General features: G+C 60.2%; 21 protein-coding genes. 10 read left to right on the plus strand and 11 right to left on the minus strand.

Annotated elements, in window-relative coordinates:
* Positions 1 to 14: 14 nt before the first annotated feature.
* Positions 15 to 1,442, minus strand: coding sequence for an arginine-ornithine antiporter (gene arcD / locus G9Q84_RS07385; protein WP_032890966.1), 1,428 nt, complete (start codon positions 1,440 to 1,442; stop codon positions 15 to 17).
* 450 nt (positions 1,443 to 1,892) lie between these two features.
* Between arcD (G9Q84_RS07385) and arcD (G9Q84_RS07390) the strand changes: the two genes are divergently transcribed.
* Positions 1,893 to 3,320 carry an arginine-ornithine antiporter gene (gene arcD, locus G9Q84_RS07390; protein WP_122756144.1) on the plus strand — a complete coding sequence of 476 codons (1,428 nt, stop codon included), beginning with the start codon at positions 1,893 to 1,895 and terminating at the stop codon, positions 3,318 to 3,320.
* Between the two features lie 369 nt (positions 3,321 to 3,689).
* On the opposite strand, the gene G9Q84_RS07395 is transcribed toward arcD (G9Q84_RS07390), so the two are convergent.
* From G9Q84_RS07395 to G9Q84_RS07425, 7 genes are all read right to left on the minus strand, one after another.
* The gene (locus tag G9Q84_RS07395) at positions 3,690 to 5,039 is read right to left on the minus strand and encodes a CoA transferase (protein ID WP_122756145.1); all 1,350 of its coding nucleotides are present in this window, start codon (positions 5,037 to 5,039) and stop codon (positions 3,690 to 3,692) included.
* A 40-nt stretch (positions 5,040 to 5,079) separates the two neighbouring features.
* Positions 5,080 to 6,423, minus strand: coding sequence for a sensor histidine kinase (locus G9Q84_RS07400; protein ID WP_095185748.1), 1,344 nt, complete (start codon positions 6,421 to 6,423; stop codon positions 5,080 to 5,082).
* 68 nt (positions 6,424 to 6,491) lie between these two features.
* A complete protein-coding gene (locus tag G9Q84_RS07405; protein ID WP_032890971.1) occupies positions 6,492 to 6,956 on the minus strand; it encodes an LTXXQ domain protein in 465 nt (154 codons plus the stop codon).
* A gap of 124 nt (positions 6,957 to 7,080) precedes the next feature.
* On the minus strand, positions 7,081 to 7,758 hold the full coding sequence (locus tag G9Q84_RS07410; RefSeq protein WP_095185747.1) for a response regulator transcription factor: 678 nt from the start codon (positions 7,756 to 7,758) through the stop codon (positions 7,081 to 7,083).
* A 7-nt stretch (positions 7,759 to 7,765) separates the two neighbouring features.
* Positions 7,766 to 8,173 carry an SH3 domain-containing protein gene (locus G9Q84_RS07415; protein ID WP_032890973.1) on the minus strand — a complete coding sequence of 136 codons (408 nt, stop codon included), beginning with the start codon at positions 8,171 to 8,173 and terminating at the stop codon, positions 7,766 to 7,768.
* A 106-nt stretch (positions 8,174 to 8,279) separates the two neighbouring features.
* Positions 8,280 to 8,579 carry a YciI family protein gene (locus tag G9Q84_RS07420; RefSeq protein WP_027605568.1) on the minus strand — a complete coding sequence of 100 codons (300 nt, stop codon included), beginning with the start codon at positions 8,577 to 8,579 and terminating at the stop codon, positions 8,280 to 8,282.
* Between the two features lies 1 nt (position 8,580).
* On the minus strand, positions 8,581 to 9,177 hold the full coding sequence (locus G9Q84_RS07425) for a septation protein A (RefSeq protein ID WP_032890974.1): 597 nt from the start codon (positions 9,175 to 9,177) through the stop codon (positions 8,581 to 8,583).
* Positions 9,178 to 9,264: 87 nt separating this feature from the next.
* Here G9Q84_RS07425 and G9Q84_RS07430 point away from each other — a divergent pair, with 87 nt between their 5' ends.
* The 7 genes from G9Q84_RS07430 (at position 9,265) to G9Q84_RS07460 (ending at position 15,234) form a co-directional block, all read left to right on the plus strand.
* Positions 9,265 to 10,128, plus strand: coding sequence for a PHP domain-containing protein (locus G9Q84_RS07430; RefSeq protein WP_032890975.1), 864 nt, complete (start codon positions 9,265 to 9,267; stop codon positions 10,126 to 10,128).
* A gap of 13 nt (positions 10,129 to 10,141) precedes the next feature.
* On the plus strand, positions 10,142 to 10,771 hold the full coding sequence (locus G9Q84_RS07435) for an L-threonylcarbamoyladenylate synthase (protein ID WP_015885581.1): 630 nt from the start codon (positions 10,142 to 10,144) through the stop codon (positions 10,769 to 10,771).
* Between the two features lie 120 nt (positions 10,772 to 10,891).
* The gene (locus tag G9Q84_RS07440) at positions 10,892 to 11,590 is read left to right on the plus strand and encodes a segregation and condensation protein A (RefSeq protein ID WP_177326464.1); all 699 of its coding nucleotides are present in this window, start codon (positions 10,892 to 10,894) and stop codon (positions 11,588 to 11,590) included.
* 12 nt (positions 11,591 to 11,602) lie between these two features.
* Positions 11,603 to 12,529 carry an SMC-Scp complex subunit ScpB gene (scpB, locus tag G9Q84_RS07445; protein WP_032890978.1) on the plus strand — a complete coding sequence of 309 codons (927 nt, stop codon included), beginning with the start codon at positions 11,603 to 11,605 and terminating at the stop codon, positions 12,527 to 12,529.
* Positions 12,530 to 12,556: 27 nt separating this feature from the next.
* The gene (locus G9Q84_RS07450; protein WP_032890979.1) at positions 12,557 to 12,748 is read left to right on the plus strand and encodes a DUF1289 domain-containing protein; all 192 of its coding nucleotides are present in this window, start codon (positions 12,557 to 12,559) and stop codon (positions 12,746 to 12,748) included.
* A gap of 144 nt (positions 12,749 to 12,892) precedes the next feature.
* Complete coding sequence (rluB, locus tag G9Q84_RS07455; protein ID WP_032890980.1) at positions 12,893 to 14,104, plus strand: 23S rRNA pseudouridine(2605) synthase RluB; 1,212 nt, start codon at positions 12,893 to 12,895, stop codon at positions 14,102 to 14,104.
* Between the two features lie 200 nt (positions 14,105 to 14,304).
* Positions 14,305 to 15,234, plus strand: a complete 930-nt coding sequence (locus G9Q84_RS07460; protein WP_095185743.1) for a tyrosinase family protein — start codon at positions 14,305 to 14,307, stop codon at positions 15,232 to 15,234.
* Between the two features lie 126 nt (positions 15,235 to 15,360).
* Here G9Q84_RS07460 and G9Q84_RS07465 read toward each other — a convergent pair whose 3' ends face one another.
* Together G9Q84_RS07465 and G9Q84_RS07470 are read right to left on the minus strand one after the other, a co-directional pair.
* Complete coding sequence (locus tag G9Q84_RS07465; RefSeq protein WP_122756146.1) at positions 15,361 to 16,320, minus strand: M29 family metallopeptidase; 960 nt, start codon at positions 16,318 to 16,320, stop codon at positions 15,361 to 15,363.
* Positions 16,321 to 16,397: 77 nt separating this feature from the next.
* The gene (locus G9Q84_RS07470; protein WP_003175756.1) at positions 16,398 to 16,535 is read right to left on the minus strand and encodes a hypothetical protein; all 138 of its coding nucleotides are present in this window, start codon (positions 16,533 to 16,535) and stop codon (positions 16,398 to 16,400) included.
* Positions 16,536 to 17,171: 636 nt separating this feature from the next.
* Between G9Q84_RS07470 and G9Q84_RS07475 the strand changes: the two genes are divergently transcribed.
* Both G9Q84_RS07475 and arfB read left to right on the plus strand, forming a co-directional pair.
* Positions 17,172 to 18,590: an amino acid permease gene (locus G9Q84_RS07475; protein ID WP_099602783.1), complete on the plus strand. Its 1,419-nt coding sequence runs from the start codon at positions 17,172 to 17,174 to the stop codon at positions 18,588 to 18,590.
* A gap of 179 nt (positions 18,591 to 18,769) precedes the next feature.
* The gene (gene arfB, locus G9Q84_RS07480) at positions 18,770 to 19,183 is read left to right on the plus strand and encodes an alternative ribosome rescue aminoacyl-tRNA hydrolase ArfB (RefSeq protein ID WP_181643066.1); all 414 of its coding nucleotides are present in this window, start codon (positions 18,770 to 18,772) and stop codon (positions 19,181 to 19,183) included.
* On the opposite strand, the gene G9Q84_RS07485 is transcribed toward arfB, so the two are convergent.
* Positions 19,180 to 20,376 carry an MFS transporter gene (locus tag G9Q84_RS07485; protein ID WP_032890985.1) on the minus strand — a complete coding sequence of 399 codons (1,197 nt, stop codon included), beginning with the start codon at positions 20,374 to 20,376 and terminating at the stop codon, positions 19,180 to 19,182. The two genes, arfB and G9Q84_RS07485, sit on opposite strands and share 4 nt — an antisense overlap.
* Positions 20,377 to 20,459: the final 83 nt, after the last annotated feature.

Raw genomic sequence — 20,459 nt, forward strand, 5'->3', positions numbered from 1 at the left:
CCAAGGAGCAACAGTTACAGAGTCAGGAAGCCGTCGTAGAGGCCATAGGCAGCCACCAGGGCGCCAATGACGACTGCGGCGAAAATCAGCTTCTCGACGTTGGTGAAAATCGGTTTGCCCAGTTCATGCTTAGCCTTGGCGAACAGGATCGCGCCGGGGGCATAGAGCAGGGCGGACAACAGCAGGTACTTGGTGCCGCCGGCGTAGAGCAGCCAGACCGCGTAGATCAGCGCGACTGCGCCGATGAACAGGTCTTTCTTGCGCTCTTTGAGGGCGTTTTCGTAGGTTTCGCCGCGCACCGCCAACAGCAGCGCGTAGGCCGCCGACCACAGGTAAGGCACCAGGATCATCGAGGTGGCGAGGTAGATCAGCGACAGGTAAGTACTGGCGGAAAACAGCGTGATCACCAGGAACACTTGGACCATGGCGTTGGTCAGCCACAGGGCGTTGACCGGCACATGGTTGGCGTTTTCCTTACGCAGGAACTCCGGCATGGTGTGGTCCTTGGCGGCGGCGAACATGATCTCCGCACACAGCAGCACCCACGACAGCAACGCCCCCAGCAGCGAGATGATCAAGCCGACGCTGATCAGCACCGCGCCCCAGTGGCCTACCACATGCTCCAGCACCGCAGCCATTGACGGGTTCTGCAACTTGGCCAGTTCCGGCTGGGTCATGATGCCCAGGGACAGCACGTTCACCAGCATCAGGAACAACAGCACAGTGATAAAGCCGATCACGGTGGCCTTGCCGACGTCGCTGCGTTTTTCCGCACGGGACGAGAAGATGCTCGCGCCTTCGATGCCGATGAACACCCACACGGTGACCAGCATCATGTTGCGCACTTGGTTCATCACGCTGCCCAGGTCTGGGTTTTTTACGCCCCAGATGTCAGCGGTGAAGATGTCCAGCTTGAACGCGAACACGGCGATCAACACGAACAGTACCAGTGGCACCACCTTGGCGACCGTGGTCACCAGGTTGATGAACGCCGCTTCCTTGATCCCGCGCAGTACCAGAAAATGCACGGCCCACAGCAACACCGACGCGCCAATCACCGCTGCGGGTGTGTTGCCTTCGCCGAAGATCGGGAAGAAGTATCCGAGTGTGCTGAACAGCAATACGAAGTAGCCGACGTTGCCCAGCCAAGCGCTGATCCAGTAGCCCCAGGCTGACGAGAAACCCATGTAGTCGCCGAATCCGGCCTTGGCGTAGGCGTACACGCCGCCATCGAGGTCGGGCTTGCGATTGGCCAGGGTCTGAAACACGAACGCGAGGGTCAACATGCCGATGGCGGTAATCACCCAACCGATCAATACCGCGCCAACATCAGCGCTGGCGGCCATATTTTGCGGCAGGGAAAAGATCCCGCCGCCGATCATTGAGCCCACGACAAGTGCAACCAGTGCACCTAATCGAAGTTTTCCGGGGGATTCAGACATTGCATAACTCCAATGCAGGAGAAGAGAGACCACAGAATAATTCCGTGTGCTAATCAAACAGCTGACTCAGATCACTTCATTGGCACATCCCATTGTGAATAAATGACTTAGGCTGGAAACTCGTGGGCGATAAAAATCCTTGGAAACGCGCTGCGCAGAGCGGTTAACCCCATTAAATTTAATTATTTGGCCGGTGAGATGGACGTTTGAAGCTAAACCTTTTTGCCGGATGTGCAAACTATTTGAGCGGTGTTTCACTTATTCGCTATAAATATTAAGAGTTGATGCACTATTTAAAATCTAAATAAGCCTAAATGTTGTTAATTTAAATGCCATTTGGTTATGAACGGATTGATTTAATCGCCATCCCTAATAAACGCTACACTCGCTGATTTAATTAGTTGAGTGCTCAGTTGTCAGCTCAACTCGGTTTTTCAGTCAGGAGTGTTCATGTCTCAACCGGCCCAGAAACTTCGACTCAGCGCCCTGATCGCCTTGGTGGTGGGGTCGATGATCGGCGGCGGGATCTTTTCCCTGCCGCAAAACATGGCCGCCCGTGCCGATGTGGGCGCGGTATTGATCGGCTGGGCGATCACCGCCGTCGGCATGTTGACCCTCGCGTTTGTGTTCCAGACCTTGGCCAATCGCAAACCCGAGTTGGACTCAGGGGTGTATGCCTACGCCAAGGCCGGTTTTGGCGATTACATGGGGTTTTCGTCGGCTTGGGGCTATTGGATCAGTGCCTGGATGGGCAACGTCGGTTACTTCGTGTTGCTGTTCAGTACCCTTGGCTACTTTTTTCCGGTATTCGGCCAGGGCAATACGCCGGTTGCCATCGGCTGTGCATCGTTGTTGCTGTGGGCGGTGCATTTCCTGGTCATGCGTGGGATCAAGGAGGCGGCATTCATCAACCAGATCACTACCGTGGCGAAGATCGTGCCGCTGCTGATGTTTATCGTGATCGCGGCCGTGGCCTTTAAAGCCGATATTTTCACCCGTGACATCTGGGGCCTGGGCAACCCGCAGCTCGGCAGCGTGGTGGATCAGGTGCGCAACATGATGCTGGTCACGGTGTTCGTGTTTATCGGCATCGAAGGCGCCAGCGTCTATTCGGCCCGGGCCGAGAAGCGCTCGGATGTCGGGCGCGCTACGGTGATTGGCTTTCTTGGCGTGCTGGCGCTGTTGGCGCTGGTGAATGTGCTGTCCCTTGGGATCATGAGCCAGCCAGAGTTGGCCAGCCTGCAAAACCCCTCCCTGGCGGGCGTGCTGGAGCATATTGTCGGCCCTTGGGGCGCCCTGCTGATCAGCCTGGGCCTCGCGGTGTCGCTGTTGGGCGCATTGCTGTCCTGGGCGTTACTCTGCGCGGAAATCCTCTATGCCACGGCTCACGACAAGACCATGCCGGCGTTCTTGAAGAAGGAAAACGCCAACCAGGTGCCGGTCAATGCCTTGTGGCTGACCAATGTGATGATCCAGATTTTCCTGGTGATCACGCTGTTTTCCCACAGCACTTACACCACGCTGATTTACCTGGCGTCGTCGATGATTCTGGTGCCGTACCTGTGGTCGGCGGCGTATGCCGTGCTGTTGAGCGGGCGGGGAGAAACCTATGAAGGTGCCCACCGCCATCGCATCAAGGACCTGCTGGTGGGGTTGATCGCCCTGGGCTACGCCCTGTGGCTGCTCTACGCGGGGGGGCTGAAATACCTGCTGCTGTCGGCGCTGCTGTATGCGCCGGGCGTGATCCTGTTCGCCCTGGCCAAGCGCGAACAGGGCCAGCCGTTGTTTACCCATGTTGAGAAGGGCATTTTCAGCTGCGTGATCGCCGGTGCAGGGCTGGCGGCGTATGGGTTGTACAGCGGGGTGTTGTCGTTGTAGTGGGGGGACTGTACTGGCCTCATCGGGAGCAAGCCGCCTCCCACATTTTGATGGGTGAACATATTCAAAATGTGGGAGGTCCCACTACCTTTTCGACGTAGCGCTGTCGCGCAGCAAACGGGCGAGCTGGCTTGCCTCGCGTTGGGGGGGAAGCGCCCCTGATTAAGACGAATGCGGTGTATCAGGCACTCTTCTGTGCCTGGTTTTGGGGCTGCTTCGCAGCCCAACGCGGGGCAAGCCCGCTCGCCACAGTTACAGTGTTCCTCCTTAACTGACTGGCATTAGGACAAGCCCGCTCGCCACAGGAATGCGCTCGTCTGAAATGGTTTATGCAAGACTCAGGGCTTGCTCCCCATAGCGGCGGTCAAGTCACCATTGCGGCCTGTGCGAGCCCAACTCTCCAGCCGGCAAATCCCATTGCAATGGCGTACCGACGATGGTCAGCGGGGGCAGCAGCCGGTGGGCCTGGCCCCAGGCGGTTTGTTCCACGACCAGGCCTTGATCTCCAGGTTCTTCCTCTCGCAACGCCGGTTGCTCCGGAGCCTGGCCTGCTTCCACCAGTAACGTCGCGGTGCGCGCCAACGACAACCGCGCGGAACCACCGCGCCCGGACTGCAATCGTTCGCCCAGCGCCTGAATCGCACTGGCCGCCATGAGGCACCCGGTCGCGTGATCCAGCGCCTGCAACGGCAGCGGCACCGGTTTATCCGCGTGTTTCCAGAGCATGCCCGCCTCGGCGATCCCGCTGCTCATCTGCACAAGGCTGTCGAAGCCCCGACGATTTCGCCACGGGCCGCTCCAGCCGTAGGCGTTTAGGCTGACGTCAATCAGGCCGGGGGCGATGTGTTGCAGTTCTGGGGCGGTGTAGCCCAGGTGCTCCAGGGCGTCAGCGCGGTAACCGTGGAGCAGGATGTCGGCGTCCTTGAGCAAACGCTCGAAAATCATCCGGCCTTCGGGCGTTTTCAGGTCCAGGCGCGCGCAGCGTTTGCCCAAGGTCATTTCCGGGACCACGCCGGGTTCGTTCCAGGTGGGGGAGTCGATGCGCAGTACATCCGCGCCGAGGCCAGCAAGAAAACGACTGGCCACGGGGCCGGCCAATACGCGGGTCAGGTCCAGCACCTTGAGGCCGGCCAGCGGGCGTGCCGCCGAGCCGAGCCAGGGTTTGTCGGTTGTGGTTTCGAAAGTCCGGCGTTGGACCAACGCCTCGGCGTTCACCGCCAACCCTTGCGGATGTTGCTGCCAGGCACGCCACGCACGCATCTGCGCCGCGCAGCCACCTTGGTCGACAATCGCCTGTTCCAGTTCGGCGGCGTTCCACGCAGCGACCTTGCCGGCCATCTCGGCGCGGTCGGCGACCTTGCCCAGCACCCGTTCGGCGGCGGCGCGGTGATGGGGCGCGTTGGTGTGCAGGCGAATCCAGCCATCGGCGCTGGCGTAGTCGCCGGCTACCGGGTCCCACAGTGGCGGCACTTGCCAGCCTATCGGGCGGATCGAGGAAGAAAACCAGAAAGAGGCGAGGCGCCGGTCCACACTCACGCTGGGTAAGCGCCCGGTCTGTTGCTGGATCAGTTGTGCGACGGCCTGCCCGGCAGCGCCGATGCTGGCACTGGCCAGTTCGGTGACGGCGTAGGTCGAGGGCAGGGCGCCAGCCTCGGTGAAGGTCAGCGGGGTGTGGGGTAGATCGAGTGCGGCTTGGATGGGAGTCAGCAGGTCAGTCATCGAAGGCCCTCCGTAAGAGAAGGGCCACTATAGAAGATCATCACACCGGCGTTGCAACCCCTGGTTCCAACGGCAGGTCGATGCTGGCGATAAAGCCGCCGTCAGGATGATTGGCCAGGATCAGGCTGCCGCCATGGCGTTCGGCTGCACGCCGCGCAATCGCCAAGCCCAGGCCGTGGCCTTGAGCAGTCTGGCCGGGCGCGCGGTAGAACGGCTCGCCCAGTTGGCTCAGGTGTTCGGCGTCAACACCGGGGCCATGGTCGCGCACGCTGATCAGGATGCGCTCGCCGTGGCGCTGCGCCCGTAACTCGATCGCCTGGCCTGGCGGGTTGAACCGTTGGGCATTGCGCAGCAGGTTGTCGACGGCGCGTTCGATCATGGTCGGCCAGCCCTTGAGCTGCAGGTCATGTTCGCTGGCCAGTTGGACCACTTGGTCTGGCGCGCCGAGCTGGGCGTCTTTTTGCAGGGTCTTGAGCAGGGGGTTGAGGTCGACATCCTCAGCGCTGGCGTTGTCGGCATCGACGCGGGCCAGTACCAGGATCTCGCTGATCAGAGCTTCCAGGCGGTCGCATTCGCGAGTCAGGCGCGGCCAGAGTTTTTCTCGTTCTTCGGGCCCGGCGCGTTCGGCCAGGGCCAGCGCGATCCGCAGGCGGGCCAGGGGCGAGCGCAGCTCGTGGGACACATCGCGCAGCAACTGGCGCTGGCTGCCGATCAGGCTTTGCAAGCGCGCGCCCATGCGATTGAAGTCAGTGGCGAGTACACCGAACTCATCACGCCGATTGGCCAGGCGCGCCAGGCTGTTTTGCTGGTAGGTGGCCTGGCCAAGGTCATGCACCGCACCGCGCAGGCGGCTCAGCGGGCGAGTGATGGATAAGGTGACGAACAGGCTGAACAGGGTCAGCACCACCAAGGCAATGGCCAAGGCGCTCAATGGCCACGTCAGGCTGCTGCGGTGCCATTCGTCGAGCTCCGGGTGGGCGATGCGGTAGATCAGCAGGTACGTGTCGCCGGTTTTCTCGCTGGTGTACTCGGCGGTCAGACGGCGCCAGGGAAGGTGGCCTTCCTTGCTGTCGTTCTGTCGGGCTTCAAAGGCGGCGGCGCGGCGCGGGAAGGTGCCACGTACCACTGGCTCGCCGCTTTCGTTCAGCACTTGCACGTCGAGGTGATACTGGCGCTTGCGCTGTTGCAGCAATTCCTGGGCAGCATCTTCGCCCTGGGTTTCGTAGAGTTGGGTCCACTCTTCGGCCAGGTTTTTGAGGCCAGGGTGCCGGCTGAGAATCCAGGCGTCTTGATTGAGCATGTGTCCAAGCAAGATCGACAACCCGGCAACCAAGGCGATGGCCAGCCAGAAACTGGCCAGGATGCGCCAGAACAATGAACGCACAGGAAACCCTCAAACAGGAAAAGCCCAGTGGCGGGAGCCACTGGGCTGGGAGCGTTAACGCGTGAGCATTATTGCGCTTTTTGCGGCTGTTGCGCTTTCCAGGCCTGGAATTCCTTCCATTCGGCTCGACGCTGTTCCTGCTTCTTGACGATCTCGTCAAACTTCTTCTGCTGGTCAGGTTTGAGCACGGCACGGATATCGGCCTGCGTTTTCTGCTTGCCGGCGGCGATTTCATCCTGCATGGCTTTCTGGTCAGCGGCCGGGAGTTTGTCCAGGTACTTTTTGGTCAGGTCTTTGCGAGCGTGCCATTGGTCGCCCATCAGCTTGCCGATCTGCTGGCGCTGTTCCTTGCTCAGGTCCAGTTGGCTGAAAGGGCCGCCTTTGCCACGCGGACCGTGTTCACCGCCGTGGCCCGGGCCGCCCATCATGTGGCCTTCAGGACCGCCCATCGGGCCTGGGCCTTCGGGCATCGCGGCCATGGCAACGGTTGGCAGGGCAGCGGCGAACATCAAAGCGATAAGGGTCTTGCGCATGGTGATTCTCCTGTCTCTATTCCGGTGAGTCCGGATGTGAGTAGGTTACCCAGATCAAGGTCAGCGGCAGTCAGGGGAGCGTAAAGCTTGGGTAAAGACGATTTTGTGCTAACTGACAAAACTTTCAGGGGGCGTAGTAATAGCCTCGGCTGCGCAACGCCACGATCCGTGGACGTCCGTCCGGGTGCGGGCCGATCTTTTTGCGGAGGTTGCTCACGTGCATGTCCAGGCTGCGGTCGTACAGGGTCAACTTGCGGCCCAGGGCGATCTGCGCCAGTTCCTGCTTGTCCAAGGGCTCGCCGGGCTGGCGCAGCAAAGCTTCCAGCAGGCGGCTTTCGGAGACGGTGAGGGTAAATTCCTGTTCATCAATGCTGACCACACCCCGTACCGGGCTGAAACACAGGTCGCCCAGCTCAAGCTGGCTGGACACGGCGGCCGGGTGGCTGCGGCGTAATACCGCGCGCAGGCGGGCGGTCAGTTCACGGGGGTCGCAGGGCTTGGCGAGGTAATCGTCGGCACCCAGTTCCAGACCGAGGATGCGGTCCAAGGGTTCGCCCCGGGCCGATAGCATCAGCACCGGCAGCTCCGGGTGATCGTTGCGCAATTGCTTAAGCAGCTCCAGGCCGCTGCCGTCTGGCAGCATTACGTCGAGCACGACCGCTGCCGGAGCACTGTCGGCCAAGGCCTTGCGCGCGCTCAAGCCATCGTGGCAGGCACGCACCTGAAAGCCTTCCTGGCTCAACCAACTGGTCAGCAGCTCGCAGAGCTCCTGGTCATCATCTATCAGTAACAGCTCGCTCATGACTCACTCAATTTAGCCATTGTCGACGGCGACGGTGCCCCCCGCTGGCGAAGATCCCGCACAGCAAGGCGATCAGTGCGACGGCCCCGCCGGTGACAAACCACTGCTGTTGCTCGGTCAGCCATCGGCTCAAGGTACCGCCCTGTGAATCTTTGAGTTGCTGGGCCAGCTTTTGGTTCTCTTGGCGAAGGCGACTCAATTGGGCGCTTTCGCGCGTAGCATCCGCGCTTTGCAGTTGTTTGGTCAGTGCTTCACGCTGCCGTTCGCTTTCTTTCAAACGTTGCTGCAGCTCGCTGATCTGGCTGCCGGCACTCAAGGACAAGGGCGTGGAACTGCCGGTGTTCGAGGTTTCTTCAGCGTGGGCCGTAGCCCCGATTGTTAACACTGCCAACAGACAAAACTGACGTAAGCGCATCGGAACTCCTGATTCCACACGAATATTCAGAACGTTGTCGGCAGGTTACCGAGAATAATGAGTAATAAGCAGCGCGCCGAACGCAATCGGTTCGGCGCAGCTTGGGTTAAGGCAGGACTTGTTTGAACGGCTTGATCACGACATCGGCGTAAACGCCCGCCGCGACATAAGGATCAGCCTTCGCCCAGGCCTGAGCATCGGCCAGGGAGGCGAACTCGGCGACGATCAGGCTACCGGTGAAGCCAGCGTCGCCTGGGTCGTTGCTGTCTACGGCCGGGTGCGGGCCGGCCAGTACGATGCGGCCTTCGGCTTGCAGCACTTTGAGGCGCTCGACGTGTGCCGGGCGAACGGAAAGGCGTTTTTCCAGCGAGTTGGCAACGTCAGTAGCAATGATTGCGTAGAGCATGTCAGTCCTCGGTTTTCGGCGTAGTGGTCTCGGCATCATGCAGGTGGCGCGACAGGTAAATGCCCTGGGCGACCAGGAACAACACGGTCATGCCCAGGCTGCCGAACACTTTGAAGTCGACCCAGTAATCCTGGAAGGTAAAGGCCACGAACAGGTTGGCGGCGCCGCAGAAGATGAAAAACACGATCCAGGCGATGTTCAGGCGCGTCCAGACCGGTTCTGGCAGGGTGAGCGCGTGGCCCATGATTCGCTTGATCAGCAGGCGGTCGCCGATGAAGTGGCTGCCGATAAACGCCAGGGCAAACAGCCAGTTCACCACCGGGGCTTTCCATTTAAGAAAGGTTTCGCTGTGGAAGGCCAGGGTCAGGCTGCCGAAGACCAGGCACGCGACCAGGGTCAGCCATTGGCTTTTTTCCAGTTTGCGCTGGGAGATGAAGATAGCGCCGTAGACCACGACAGAGCTGATGATCAGCACGGCGGTGGCGCTGTAGATGCCGCCGAAGGTGAGCTCGTGGCCGGCCAGATCGATGACCCGAGGGTCGAGTTTGTAAACGATGAAGAACAGCAACAGCGGGATGAAGTCGATGAATTGTTTCACAGTAAGAGCCAGAAGCTGGATGTGGCGGCATAATAACAAACATCCTTGGTTGCGAAAGCGCCAGCTGACTTGAGGTTACACACTCCCGTGAATGTTGATTTGCACTGCCACAGCACGGCCTCCGACGGCGCCCTGGCGCCTGCGGTACTGGTTGCGCGTGCGTTTGAAAAAGGCGTGCGAGTCCTGGCGTTGACCGACCACGACACCCTTGAAGGTCTTGACGAAGCGCGCGCAACCGCCCACTCGTTGGGCATGCAACTGGTCAACGGTGTTGAATTGTCCTGCACCTGGGGCGGGGCCACCATTCACGTGCTCGGTTATGGTTTCGATCAAAACGCCGCGCCGTTGATGGAGGCTATCGCGCAATTGCACGATGGCCGCTGGCTGCGGTCCGAAGAAATAAGCCGCAAGCTGGCCCTCAAAGGCATGCCTAATGCCCTCGACGGCGCCCGCGCGATCCAGCAGGAGCTGGGCGACAGCGGCAATGCGCCGGCCCGTCCGCACTTTGCCGATTGGATGGTGCGTGAAGGTTTTGTTAAAGACCGCGCCGAGGCTTTTCGCAAATGGCTGGGCGCCGGCAAGTTGGGCGATGTGAAGCAACATTGGCCGACCCTTGAAGACACCGTCGAGACCCTACGGGCCTCCGGGGCCTGGGTCAGCCTGGCGCATCCCTGGCATTACGATTTCACGCGCAGCAAGCGCCGCAAGCTGATCAGCGACTATATTGGAGCGGGTGGCCACGCAATCGAAGTGGTCAACGGGCATCAACCCGCCGAACAGGTCGGCAGCCTGGCGATTCTTGCCCGCGAATTTGGTCTGCTGGTCAGTGCCGGCAGTGACTTTCATGGCCCAGGCGGCTGGTCCGAGATCGGCGAGTACCGCGCGATCCCGGAAGATTTGCCGCTTTTGTGGGGGCGATTCAAGCATGACCCCATTGTTGCCACCGTCTGAACAGGTAGAGCTCGTGAGTCAATTCTTCCAGATTCATCCGGAAAATCCCCAGGCGCGCCTGATTAAACAGGCCGTGGAGATTATTCGCGCCGGCGGCGTGGTGATCTACCCAACAGATTCGTCCTACGCCATCGGTTGTCAGATCGGTGACAAGGGCGCGGTCGAACGTGTGCGGCGCCTGCGTCAGCTGGACGACAAGCATAACTTTGCACTGATCTGCAGCGATCTGTCCCAACTGGGGCTGTTCGCCAAGGTCGATACCGGTACTTTCCGCCTGCTCAAGGCCCACACGCCGGGGCCTTACACCTTCATTCTCAACGCCACACGCGAAGTGCCGCGCCTTCTGCTGCATCCCAAAAAGCGCACCATCGGCCTGCGTGTGCCGGAGCACCCGATTGCCCTGGCGTTGCTGGCGGAGCTGGGTGAACCGCTGATGAGCGTTTCGTTGATCATGCCCGGCGACACCGAGCCGCTGGAAGACCCGTACGAAATGCGCCAATTGCTGGAAAAGCAGGTAGACCTGATCATCGATGGCGGCTTCGGCGGCGGCAAAGCCTCCACCGTGATCAACCTGGCCGACGGCGAACCTGAAGTGATCCGTGTGGGTTGTGGCGATCCGGCGCCCTTTATGGTCGAGGCCTGAATGTCGTCAGTGGAAACCGTCGACCCCCAGGCAGGTGCGCAGCAGGAGCTGCCATTTGCGATGGTGTACGGCCAGGCCGTGCTGGAAATGCCCCTGGATCTGTACATTCCGCCGGACGCCCTGGAAGTCTTCCTTGACGCCTTCGAAGGCCCGCTGGATTTGTTGCTGTACCTGATCCGCAAGCAGAACATCAACATCCTCGACATCCCGGTGGCGGAAATCACCCGGCAGTACATGGGTTATGTCGAGTTGATGCAGTCGGTGCGCCTGGAGCTGGCAGCCGAGTATCTGGTGATGGCCGCCATGCTGGCCGAGATCAAATCGCGCATGCTGTTGCCGCGTTCGGAGACGGTGGAAGCCGAAGAGGACGACCCGCGCGCCGAACTGATCCGTCGCCTGCAAGAGTACGAACGCTTCAAGGCGGCCGCCGAAGGCATCGACGGTCTGAGCCGCGTGGGCCGCGACGTGGTGGTGCCCAAGCTGGATGCTCCCGAAGCTCGCGCACGCAAGCTGCTGCCGGATGTAAGCCTGGAAGAGTTGCTGATGTCCATGGCCGAGGTACTGCGCCGGGGCGATATGTTTGAACACCACCAGGTCAGCCGCGAGGCCCTGTCTACTCGCGAACGCATGAGCGATGTGCTGGAGCGCCTCAAGGGCGGCGGCTTTGTGCCGTTTGTCGAGCTGTTCACTAAAGAAGAAGGGCGACTGGGGGTGGTGGTGACCTTTATGGCGATCCTCGAATTGGTCAAGGAATCCTTGGTCGAGCTGGTCCAGAATGAGCCTTTTGCGGCTATCCACGTGCGGGCGCGAGCCGAATAAAGAGCTGAATCGATGAATCTGACTGAACCCCGCGAACTGGCACCGTTGCTGGAAGCCTTTCTCCTGGCCTCGGGTAAACCGCAATCCCTGGAGCGCTTGTTCGAACTGTTTGAAGAGGCTGAGCGCCCTGAGCCGCCGGTGTTCAAGAAAGCGCTGGAGATCTTGCGCAAGTCCTGTGAAGGCCGCGCGTTTGAACTGCGCGAAGTGGCGTCGGGTTATCGTCTGCAAATTCGTGAGAAATTTTCCCCGTGGGTCGGCCGCCTATGGGAAGAACGCCCTCAGCGTTACTCACGGGCGATGTTGGAGACCATGGCGCTGATCGCCTATCGCCAGCCGATTACTCGGGGTGAAATCGAAGATGTGCGGGGCGTGGCGGTCAACAGCCATATCGTCAAGACGTTGCTGGAACGCGAGTGGATCCGCATCGTCGGCTACCGCGACGTGCCGGGCAAACCGGCGATGTTCGCCACTACTAAGGTGTTCCTCGACCACTTCAACCTGAAAAACCTCGACGACCTGCCGCCGCTGGCCGAATTGCGTGAGATGGAAGCCGAGCCGGTGCTGGACTTCGACGACGCCCCAGTGCCGCCAGGTTTGCAGGAACTTGCCGATGCCACGGCCGAGCCTGAAGAACCGAAAGACGAAACCAGTTTCCACACCCTTTTGCTGGAACTGGACGACATGGAGCAGGGGATCAAGACCGACTTCGATGATTTGCTGCGTGATGGTGCGGCTGAGCCTGAAGCCGAAGTGAACGTTGAAGTTGAGCCTGAAGTCGAAGCTGAACCTGAGGAAGATATCCTTGGCGTGGCTGAAGCCCGCGAGAAACTCCTGGCTGCCGTTGCCGCTCTCGAACCGCCGCCGCTGAGCGATGAAGAAGACGAAGCCCGTGCATTGGCCGAAGCTATTGAGGCGGAACGCCGCGAATTCGAAGACTGATGCGGTCAATGCGGGATGTGAGAAGACATGAGTTCACCCAAAGACCCTTGCATCAGCGTCTGCAAATTCAGCGATGAGATCTGCGTCGGGTGCGGTCGCAGCAAACGCGAAATCCGTGCCTGGAAGAAACTCGACAAGACCGACAAGCGCACTGTCCTGGCCGAAGCCGAACTGCGTTTGTTGGCCTTGGGCGCCACCGGTCGGCGGAAAAACAAATGACTTGGCGCATATCGACTAGTCTCTGATGCGCAACGCGCGCCTTACGCGTATGATTCGCGACCCTTTGCCGACCTATTCGGCCAAAGCCCCGCTTTCAACACTCTTCAGGCCACGCCTGAATCGACCCACCGGGAGGTGCTTAAGATGAACGATAAAGACCAGAACGACAGCCAGGAAATCGGCCCTGCAGGCGAAAAGCTGCAAAAGGTGCTGGCGCGTATCGGCGTGGGCTCGCGCCGCGACGTCGAAGCCTGGATCACTCAGAAGCGCATCAAGGTCAACGGCGTCGAGGCTACCCTCGGTCAGCGCGTCGATCTGCACGATGCAATCACCATTGATGGCAAAGTCATCAAGCGTGAAGAGGCCGCCGAATCGGTGCGCCGCGTGATCATGTACAACAAGCCCGACGGCGAGATCTGCACCCGTGACGACCCGGAAGGCCGTCCGACCGTGTTCGACAAAATGCCTAAGCCTAAAGAAGGCCGCTGGATCAACATCGGTCGTCTGGACATCAACACCACCGGCTTGCTGATGTTCACCACCGACGGTGAACTGGCCAACCGCCTGATGCACCCGTCCTACGAGATGGACCGTGAATACGCGGTACGTGTACGTGGCGAAGTCGATGACGAGATGATCGAGCGCTTGAAAGCTGGCGTCGTCCTCGAAGACGGCCCGGCCAAGTTCACCGACATCAAGCAGGCTCCAGGTGGTGAAGGTTTCAACCACTGGTACCACTGCGTGGTGATGGAAGGCCGTAACCGTGAAGTACGTCGCCTGTGGGAATCCCAGGGCCTGGTGGTCAGCCGCCTGAAGCGCGTGCGTTTTGGTCCGGTGTTCCTGAACTCCGACCTGCCGATGGGCCGCTGGCGCGAAATGAGCCAGTACGAAGTCGACATCCTCAGCGCCGAAGTGGGCCTGACGCCGGTTGCCATGCCGCAGATGAACGCCAAGAGCAAAGACAAGCTTGAGCGCATGCAGCGTAAATCGTCGCGTCCTGTGGCACGTGCCGAGCGCGTGGCGCGCACTGTGCGCCCGGCGCTGGATGCTCCGGCGACCGGCGGGCGTATCTCCCGTCAGCCGCATATTGAAGGTGAGCGTCGTCCAACGGCCCCATCGCGTCAGGAAGGCGAGCGCGCACCGCGTGCACCGCGTCCTGCGCCGGCCGGTGGTCGCAGCAACCGTGGCGAAACGGATCGCCCGGCCGACAACGCCAGCACCAAGCGCCCAGCCAAGCCGGCGGCGAACAAGCGTCCCGGCCCGAAACTGGTCGCGGACGAGCCGTCGGGCAAGCGCCGTGGCGCTCCAGCGGGTTCGGGTCAGCGTCCGGGGTTTGGTCGCAAGAAGCCGCAGTGATGCAATAAGCGCTGCATAAAAAAACGCCAACTGTTGAAGTTGGCGTTTTTTTTTGCGGCGGGATTTGCGCCTGGAGCGTTTCACCGGATCGTTATTCGTCGAGTGATGGTGTGCGGTGTGGGCTAAACAGTTACCACCGGCGTTCACCACCGCGGCACTAGATTGAGCCCTGCACTCACTTATGCCACGAGGCGACGACCATGGATATCCGCATCAATCACCGCTACATGACCCGTGAACAGAAAGCCCTTTTTATCCAGGCCATCCTGCTGCTGAAAAACGACGTCCAAAGTGTCCTGCGTCCCGGACAGCAAATGCGCTATGACGATTACGTACAGGTTCACAGCAACGCCTTCGACGGCCCGGAGGCTTTCACGCCGATGCCGCACCGCTCGCCGCTGTTTTTCCCTTGGCACCGCGTATTCCTGCGTCAATTCGAGCGGGATCTGCAAAGCGCGGTTAACGATACCAGCGTCACCCTGCCATTCTGGGACTGGTCGATGGAGGGCTCAAGCAATCCATTCACGCCTGGCTTTTTGGGCGGCGATGGCGACAGTGCTCAAGCCCAGCGTGTAACGTCGGGCCCATTCGCTTATCAGGACGGGCGCTTTGAAATTCGCCAAGGGGTTCCGGAGGGGGATAAGGGCTTGCGCCGCGAACTGGGCGCAGGGCCCGGCGCGCATCTGCCGAACTCCGAACAAGTGCTGGATGCGCTGGCCAAGACGCCGTATGCCCCGGGGCCGGACAGTTGGGGCAATTTCTGTGAAGGCGTGCTGCATGACCCTGTGCATCGCTGGGTGGGCGGTAACATGTCGATGCCGTCCTCACCCAACGATCCGGTGTTTTTCCTGCACCACTGTTACCTTGACCTGTTGTGGGAGCGCTGGAAGCGTCAGCATCCCACCTCTTTGCCCTATTATCCGGTATCGGATATGCCTGGGCTGGACCGTCAGGCCACACTGGTCTTCCATGCTCCGAACAATCCCGCTCCTTGGCCGGAGACCTGGACTGTTGACAGCGTGATCACGACTGAGAGTCTGGATTACACCTACGGTGTGTTCACCTCAGTACCCGCATCCCTCGGCTCGCCGACGCTGACGACATGCGAGATGGGCTCGCAGAACGTGTGACTCTCCTCTGACACACCTGATCGATCAAGAAAACAGCAGCAGGCTTGCTCGCGCAGGCGGTGTGTCAGGCGCTTTACACAGGCGTTGTCATACGGCCTCGCGAGCAAACCCATACTGGGATTATCGTTAGAACGCAAAGGTGCCATCGAACACGGGCTTGTCATCCAGTGCCAGCACCCCACTGGCGAAGATCAGGTCCAAGTGGTGGCTGCCTTTCTGCCCTCCACCCAGACCCAAGTGCAGCCCACAGTGGCGCTCCTCGAACCCGGCATTGCGCGCATACAAGTCTTTCACCCCTTCATTGGTTCCAATTCCCAATTCCTCCACCCGACGATTGGACGGGTTGGCGTTCAAGTATTTGTTGAAGTCATCCACCAGCCCGGGCACATCGCTGGCCACGCTGCAGACGGTCGAGTTCTCAATCCACAGCTCCAGCGGTGATTGCAGCACGCCGTATTTGCGCGCGAACGGGATGGTGCTGAGAAAGGTGCCGACAAACCGTACCTGCCCGTTGATGGCCTCGCTGTGAGTGGCGATCTCACCGGGGGCAAGGTCGTGGTTGCCCACGCCGTTGATATTGGTCCACTTCTTGATGCTGCTCAGCGGCGCCTCAAGGCGTGAGCCGTGCTTATCGGTAAAGCTCAGCACAGTGGCCTGGCCCATGCGCCGGATCAGCGTGGCGTTGAGGTCGGCAATGCGTTGCGGTTCGACGCTGAAGGTGTCGTAGAAGTAGTCACCGTAATCCTTGAACAGCAAGGACTTCTTCCAGTGTTCAGCCATCACACCCTGCAGGGCACGGATAAAGTCAGGGCCTTCCGCGCGAGGGTTGGGCAGGGTCGAGGAATCGTACAGAAACAGATACAGGTCACAGCCTTCAATAGCCTCGGCCAGGGTGTCGCTGGCGGTCAGGTCCAGGCGCTGCACCTGGAAGTTGAAGCGTGCGGCGTTGCTGTGGTTGATGGCTTGGGCGATGGCATCGTAGCGCTCGGTATGGCCCAGCAGTACGTTTGGGCAGTTCAGGCCGCTGAGGGCCGGGTGGTGGGCGAGGTAGTAGAGAAAGTGTTCAACGGCGCGGGCCTTGTCCATGACGTGTGTCCTTGTGTGCCTTGGGTAAGGGGGCAGGGGGCAGGCGCCGTGCACAGCACCTGCCGGATGCCTGCCGGTTAGAAAGGCCACATCGCGGTGCCAAATGGCACTACGGCATCAGCTTGCATCATTTCTACGGCGGCCTCATGGGTCGGCGCTTCAAACCAGTCGTCGAGTTGCAGTTCGGTTTCCAGGTCGTTTTCCAGTGCTTGCATGGTGTATCTCCTAGAGGACGGTGTTTGAGAACGGCCTGCCAACGGGTGTCGCTGGCAAGTGGAATGAACCTAGGAGACCCTGTTGTTTAATGCAAAATATTTATTGATACGGTTTCATTTGGATTTTTTCTTCTGTTTTTTTAGCGGGCGTTTTTTCTGAGGAAATACAGTGAGCTGCCAGCGCTTTTTGCGCGGAAATTTCTTACCGCCAATTTTTCCAAAGATGACAGCTGTAACGCAGTGTTTCCGCTATGTAACGATTAGTTTACGAGTAAGTCTCGGCGTTGTTGGCCAACTCAAGGCTGTAAGGAATCCCTGACAGATCGTCGCACGCACCGTTCGGGGGCGGGCGTAAGCTGTCGAGCGGTGTACAATGCGCCGCGTTTTACTGTGACCCCCTTTGCGTAACCCGCAAAAGGCCAAGACCTCGGGGTTTGCCGACCCTGATCATTCCGCCTGGCCACGAGCCTGGCGGGTTCGATTTCGTCACAGATAAAAACAAACAGGTGACGCATGACCGTTAGAAAGACGCTGTACTCCTGGTGCCTTCGCTGGGGTTTGAGCGGCGCTGCTTGAGGCGGAATTCAAGTCAGCCACGTGCATTCACATCATCAAACCTTGCGTGAGACCCTTTTCATGAGTGGACCCAATTCCTCTTCAGGCGAGCTGAAACGCGGCCTGAAAAATCGGCACATCCAGTTGATCGCCCTCGGTGGCGCCATCGGCACCGGCTTGTTCCTCGGCTCGGCCGGGGTGCTCAAGTCCGCCGGTCCGTCGATGATCCTGGGCTATGCCATTTGCGGCTTCATCGCCTTCATGATCATGCGCCAACTCGGCGAAATGATCGTCGAAGAGCCGGTCGCCGGTTCCTTCAGCCACTTTGCCCACAAGTACTGGGGCGGTTTCGCCGGCTTCCTGTCGGGTTGGAACTGCTGGATTTTGTACATCCTGGTGGGCATGTCCGAGCTGACCGCCGTCGGAAAATACGTGCACTACTGGTGGCCGGAGATCCCGACGTGGGTCTCGGCAGCGGCGTTCTTCGTGTTGATCAACCTGATCAACCTGGCCAACGTCAAAGTCTTCGGTGAAGCCGAGTTCTGGTTCGCCATCATCAAGGTAGTGGCGATCGTCGGCATGATCGCCTTGGGCAGCTATCTGCTGGTCAGCGGCAGCGGCGGCCCGCAAGCCTCGGTGAGCAACCTGTGGGAACACGGCGGGTTCTTCCCCCATGGCGTGGGTGGCTTGGTGATGGCCATGGCGATCATCATGTTCTCCTTTGGCGGCCTGGAAATGCTCGGCTTCACCGCCGCCGAAGCCGATCAGCCACGCACTGTGATCCCCAAGGCGATCAATCAGGTGATCTACCGCATCCTGATTTTCTACATCGGCGCCTTGGTGGTGCTGTTGTCGCTGACGCCATGGGACAGCCTGCTGGCGACCCTTAATGCGTCCGGCGATGCCTACAGCGGCAGCCCGTTCGTGCAGGTGTTCTCGATGTTGGGCAGCAACACCGCCGCGCACATCCTCAACTTCGTGGTCTTGACCGCAGCGTTGTCGGTGTACAACAGCGGCACCTACTGCAACAGCCGCATGCTACTGGGCATGGCCGAGCAGGGCGATGCGCCCAAGGCCCTGGCCAAGATCGACAAACGCGGTGTACCGGTGCGATCCATCCTCGCCTCGGCGGCCGTGACCCTGGTGGCCGTGCTGATGAATTACTTCATCCCGCAACATGCCCTGGAACTGCTGATGTCCCTGGTTGTGGCCACGCTGGTAATCAACTGGGCGATGATCAGCTTCTCCCACTTCAAGTTCCGCCAGCACATGAACCGCACCGGCCAAGTGCCGCTGTTCAAGGCGCTGTGGTACCCGTATGGCAACTATGTGTGTCTGGCGTTCGTGGTGTTTATCCTGGTCATCATGCTGATGATTCCGGGGATTCAGGTGTCTGTGTATGCGATCCCGGTGTGGGTGGCGTTTATGGCGGTGTGTTACTGGATCAAGAACAAGCGCAGTGCCGAAGCGGCGCTGACTGCGGCAAGTGCGCTGAAGTAAGCCCGCTCGCATAAACAGGAAACCCGGCGCTTTGCCGGGTTTTTTGTTGGCGGGGCGGTGATTTGAGCGGATTTCGTCTCAATGATGCCAAACTGTTCAACGGCGCCGTGATTTCCAAAGCCCAGGCGTCGATGTTGTTGTCCGAGTAGGGCTTGTCCGTTTCGTAAGGTTTTTGATTGATGCTGGTTATTTCCAACAACGTGCACCTGCCCGACGCCGAGATCGAGCTGACCGCCATCCGTGCCCAGGGCGCGGGTGGGCAGAACGTCAACAAGGTGTCGAGCGCGGTGCACCTGCGTTTTGACATTCTGGGGTCGTCGTTACCGGAGTTCTACAAGGAGCGGTTGCTGGCGCTGCGCGACAGCCGGATCACCAGCGAAGGGGTGCTGATACTCAAGGCCCAGCAATATCGCACGCAGGAACAGAACCGTGCCGATGCGTTGGAACGTCTGGTGGAGTTGATCCTCAGCGCCACCAAGGTGGAGAAAAAGCGCCGGCCGACCAAGCCTACCCTGGGTTCGAAGAAGCGGCGCCTGGAATCCAAGACCAAGCGCGGCAGCATCAAGGCGGGGCGTGGCAAGGTCGACTTTTAGTCGCCGCGTGCCTCGCGGGCCAGGGGCGCTTGCCGGTAGAGGTACACGCTCAGCAGCAAGCCACCGAGGGCGGCGAGGGCGGCGAACAGGAAGATCGACGCAAAACCGAAGCCTGCCGCCACGGCCCCGGCCAACGGACCGGTGATGCCCAGGGACAGGTCGATAAACAGCGAGTAGGCGCCCACCGCCGAACCGCGGCTGGACGCGGGCACCAGGTTGACCGCTTCCACCCCCAGTGCCGGAAACACCAGGGAAAACCCGAACCCGCTCAATGCCGCGCCGGCCAAGGCCAGGTTGGCGTCAGGCGCCAGCCACAGCAACAGCAGGCCGAGGATCTCTACTGACAGGCACGCAATCGCCACGCGAAAGCCGCCGATGCGGTTGATCAAATTCCCGAACAGTAGCCGTGCGCCGATAAAACTGGCGCCAAACAGGCTCAGGGCCCACACCGCGTTATCCCAGTGCTGAGTGGTGTAATACAAAGTGATAAAGGTGGCGATGGTGCCAAAGCCGATGGAACCCAAGGCCAGCGCGCAGCCGTGGGGCAATACACGGCCCAGCACGTTCATGAACGGTAAGCGCACACCGGCCACGATCGGCGCGGCAACCTTGTTCCAGGCCAGCAAAAGGCCGACGACGGCCAGCAGGATAATGCTGACGCCCATGCTCCACAGCCCGAAATTTTTCACCAGCACTACGCCCAACGGCGCGCCGACGGCCAACGCGCCATAGCTGGCAATGCCGTTCCAGGAGATGACCTTGGCCGTATTCGCCGCGCCAACTCGGCCGATGCCCCAGCCGATGGCGCCAGACCCCACCAGGCTTTCTGCGCTGCCCAGTACCAATCGACCGACGAGCAGGCTGCCCAGGCTGACAGCCGGCAGGTTTGAAAACCACGCAGCGAGCAACATGAACACGCCACTCAGGCCGCAGCCCGCCAGGCCGATCAGCACCGCGCGCTTGCTACCCAGGTTATCGATGATTTTGCCCGCGTAAGGACGGCTCAGCAGGGTGGCCAGGTATTGCACGCTGATCACCAGCCCTGCGATCACCGCGCCATAGCCCAACTCACTGTGGACATAGCCCGGCAACACGGCCAGGGGGATACCGATATTCAGGTAGCCGATAAAGGTGAACAACACGATGGAAACAACTTGCAGCGTGACCGCCATGGGGCGCTGGGTATCTGGCATGGGGAGAGGTCCACTGTCGCAGCAGGTAAAGATAGGCTGCTAATGATACCGGTGCTTTGACGTGTGCAGGGCGGTAAAACGCA

The organism is Pseudomonas sivasensis, assembly GCF_013778505.1.
GTDB classification, from domain to species: Bacteria; Pseudomonadota; Gammaproteobacteria; order Pseudomonadales; family Pseudomonadaceae; genus Aquipseudomonas; species Aquipseudomonas sivasensis.

Bases quoted from the DNA above. Each gene is read 5' to 3' on its own strand.
- G9Q84_RS07465 (WP_122756146.1), bottom strand. From the start codon at position 16,320: ATGGACAAGGCCCGCGCCGTTGAACACTTTCTCTACTACCTCGCCCAC.
- G9Q84_RS07415 (WP_032890973.1), bottom strand. From the start codon at position 8,173: ATGCGCTTACGTCAGTTTTGTCTGTTGGCAGTGTTAACAATCGGGGCT.
- rluB (WP_032890980.1), top strand. From the start codon at position 12,893: ATGAACGATAAAGACCAGAACGACAGCCAGGAAATCGGCCCTGCAGGC.
- G9Q84_RS07450 (WP_032890979.1), top strand. From the start codon at position 12,557: ATGAGTTCACCCAAAGACCCTTGCATCAGCGTCTGCAAATTCAGCGAT.
- G9Q84_RS07460 (WP_095185743.1), top strand. From the start codon at position 14,305: ATGGATATCCGCATCAATCACCGCTACATGACCCGTGAACAGAAAGCC.
- arcD (WP_032890966.1), bottom strand. From the start codon at position 1,442: ATGTCTGAATCCCCCGGAAAACTTCGATTAGGTGCACTGGTTGCACTT.
- arcD (WP_122756144.1), top strand. From the start codon at position 1,893: ATGTCTCAACCGGCCCAGAAACTTCGACTCAGCGCCCTGATCGCCTTG.
- G9Q84_RS07470 (WP_003175756.1), bottom strand. From the start codon at position 16,535: ATGCAAGCACTGGAAAACGACCTGGAAACCGAACTGCAACTCGACGAC.
- G9Q84_RS07395 (WP_122756145.1), bottom strand. From the start codon at position 5,039: ATGACTGACCTGCTGACTCCCATCCAAGCCGCACTCGATCTACCCCAC.
- G9Q84_RS07410 (WP_095185747.1), bottom strand. From the start codon at position 7,758: ATGAGCGAGCTGTTACTGATAGATGATGACCAGGAGCTCTGCGAGCTG.
- G9Q84_RS07475 (WP_099602783.1), top strand. From the start codon at position 17,172: ATGAGTGGACCCAATTCCTCTTCAGGCGAGCTGAAACGCGGCCTGAAA.
- arfB (WP_181643066.1), top strand. From the start codon at position 18,770: ATGCTGGTTATTTCCAACAACGTGCACCTGCCCGACGCCGAGATCGAG.
- G9Q84_RS07485 (WP_032890985.1), bottom strand. From the start codon at position 20,376: ATGCCAGATACCCAGCGCCCCATGGCGGTCACGCTGCAAGTTGTTTCC.
- G9Q84_RS07405 (WP_032890971.1), bottom strand. From the start codon at position 6,956: ATGCGCAAGACCCTTATCGCTTTGATGTTCGCCGCTGCCCTGCCAACC.
- G9Q84_RS07420 (WP_027605568.1), bottom strand. From the start codon at position 8,579: ATGCTCTACGCAATCATTGCTACTGACGTTGCCAACTCGCTGGAAAAA.
- scpB (WP_032890978.1), top strand. From the start codon at position 11,603: ATGAATCTGACTGAACCCCGCGAACTGGCACCGTTGCTGGAAGCCTTT.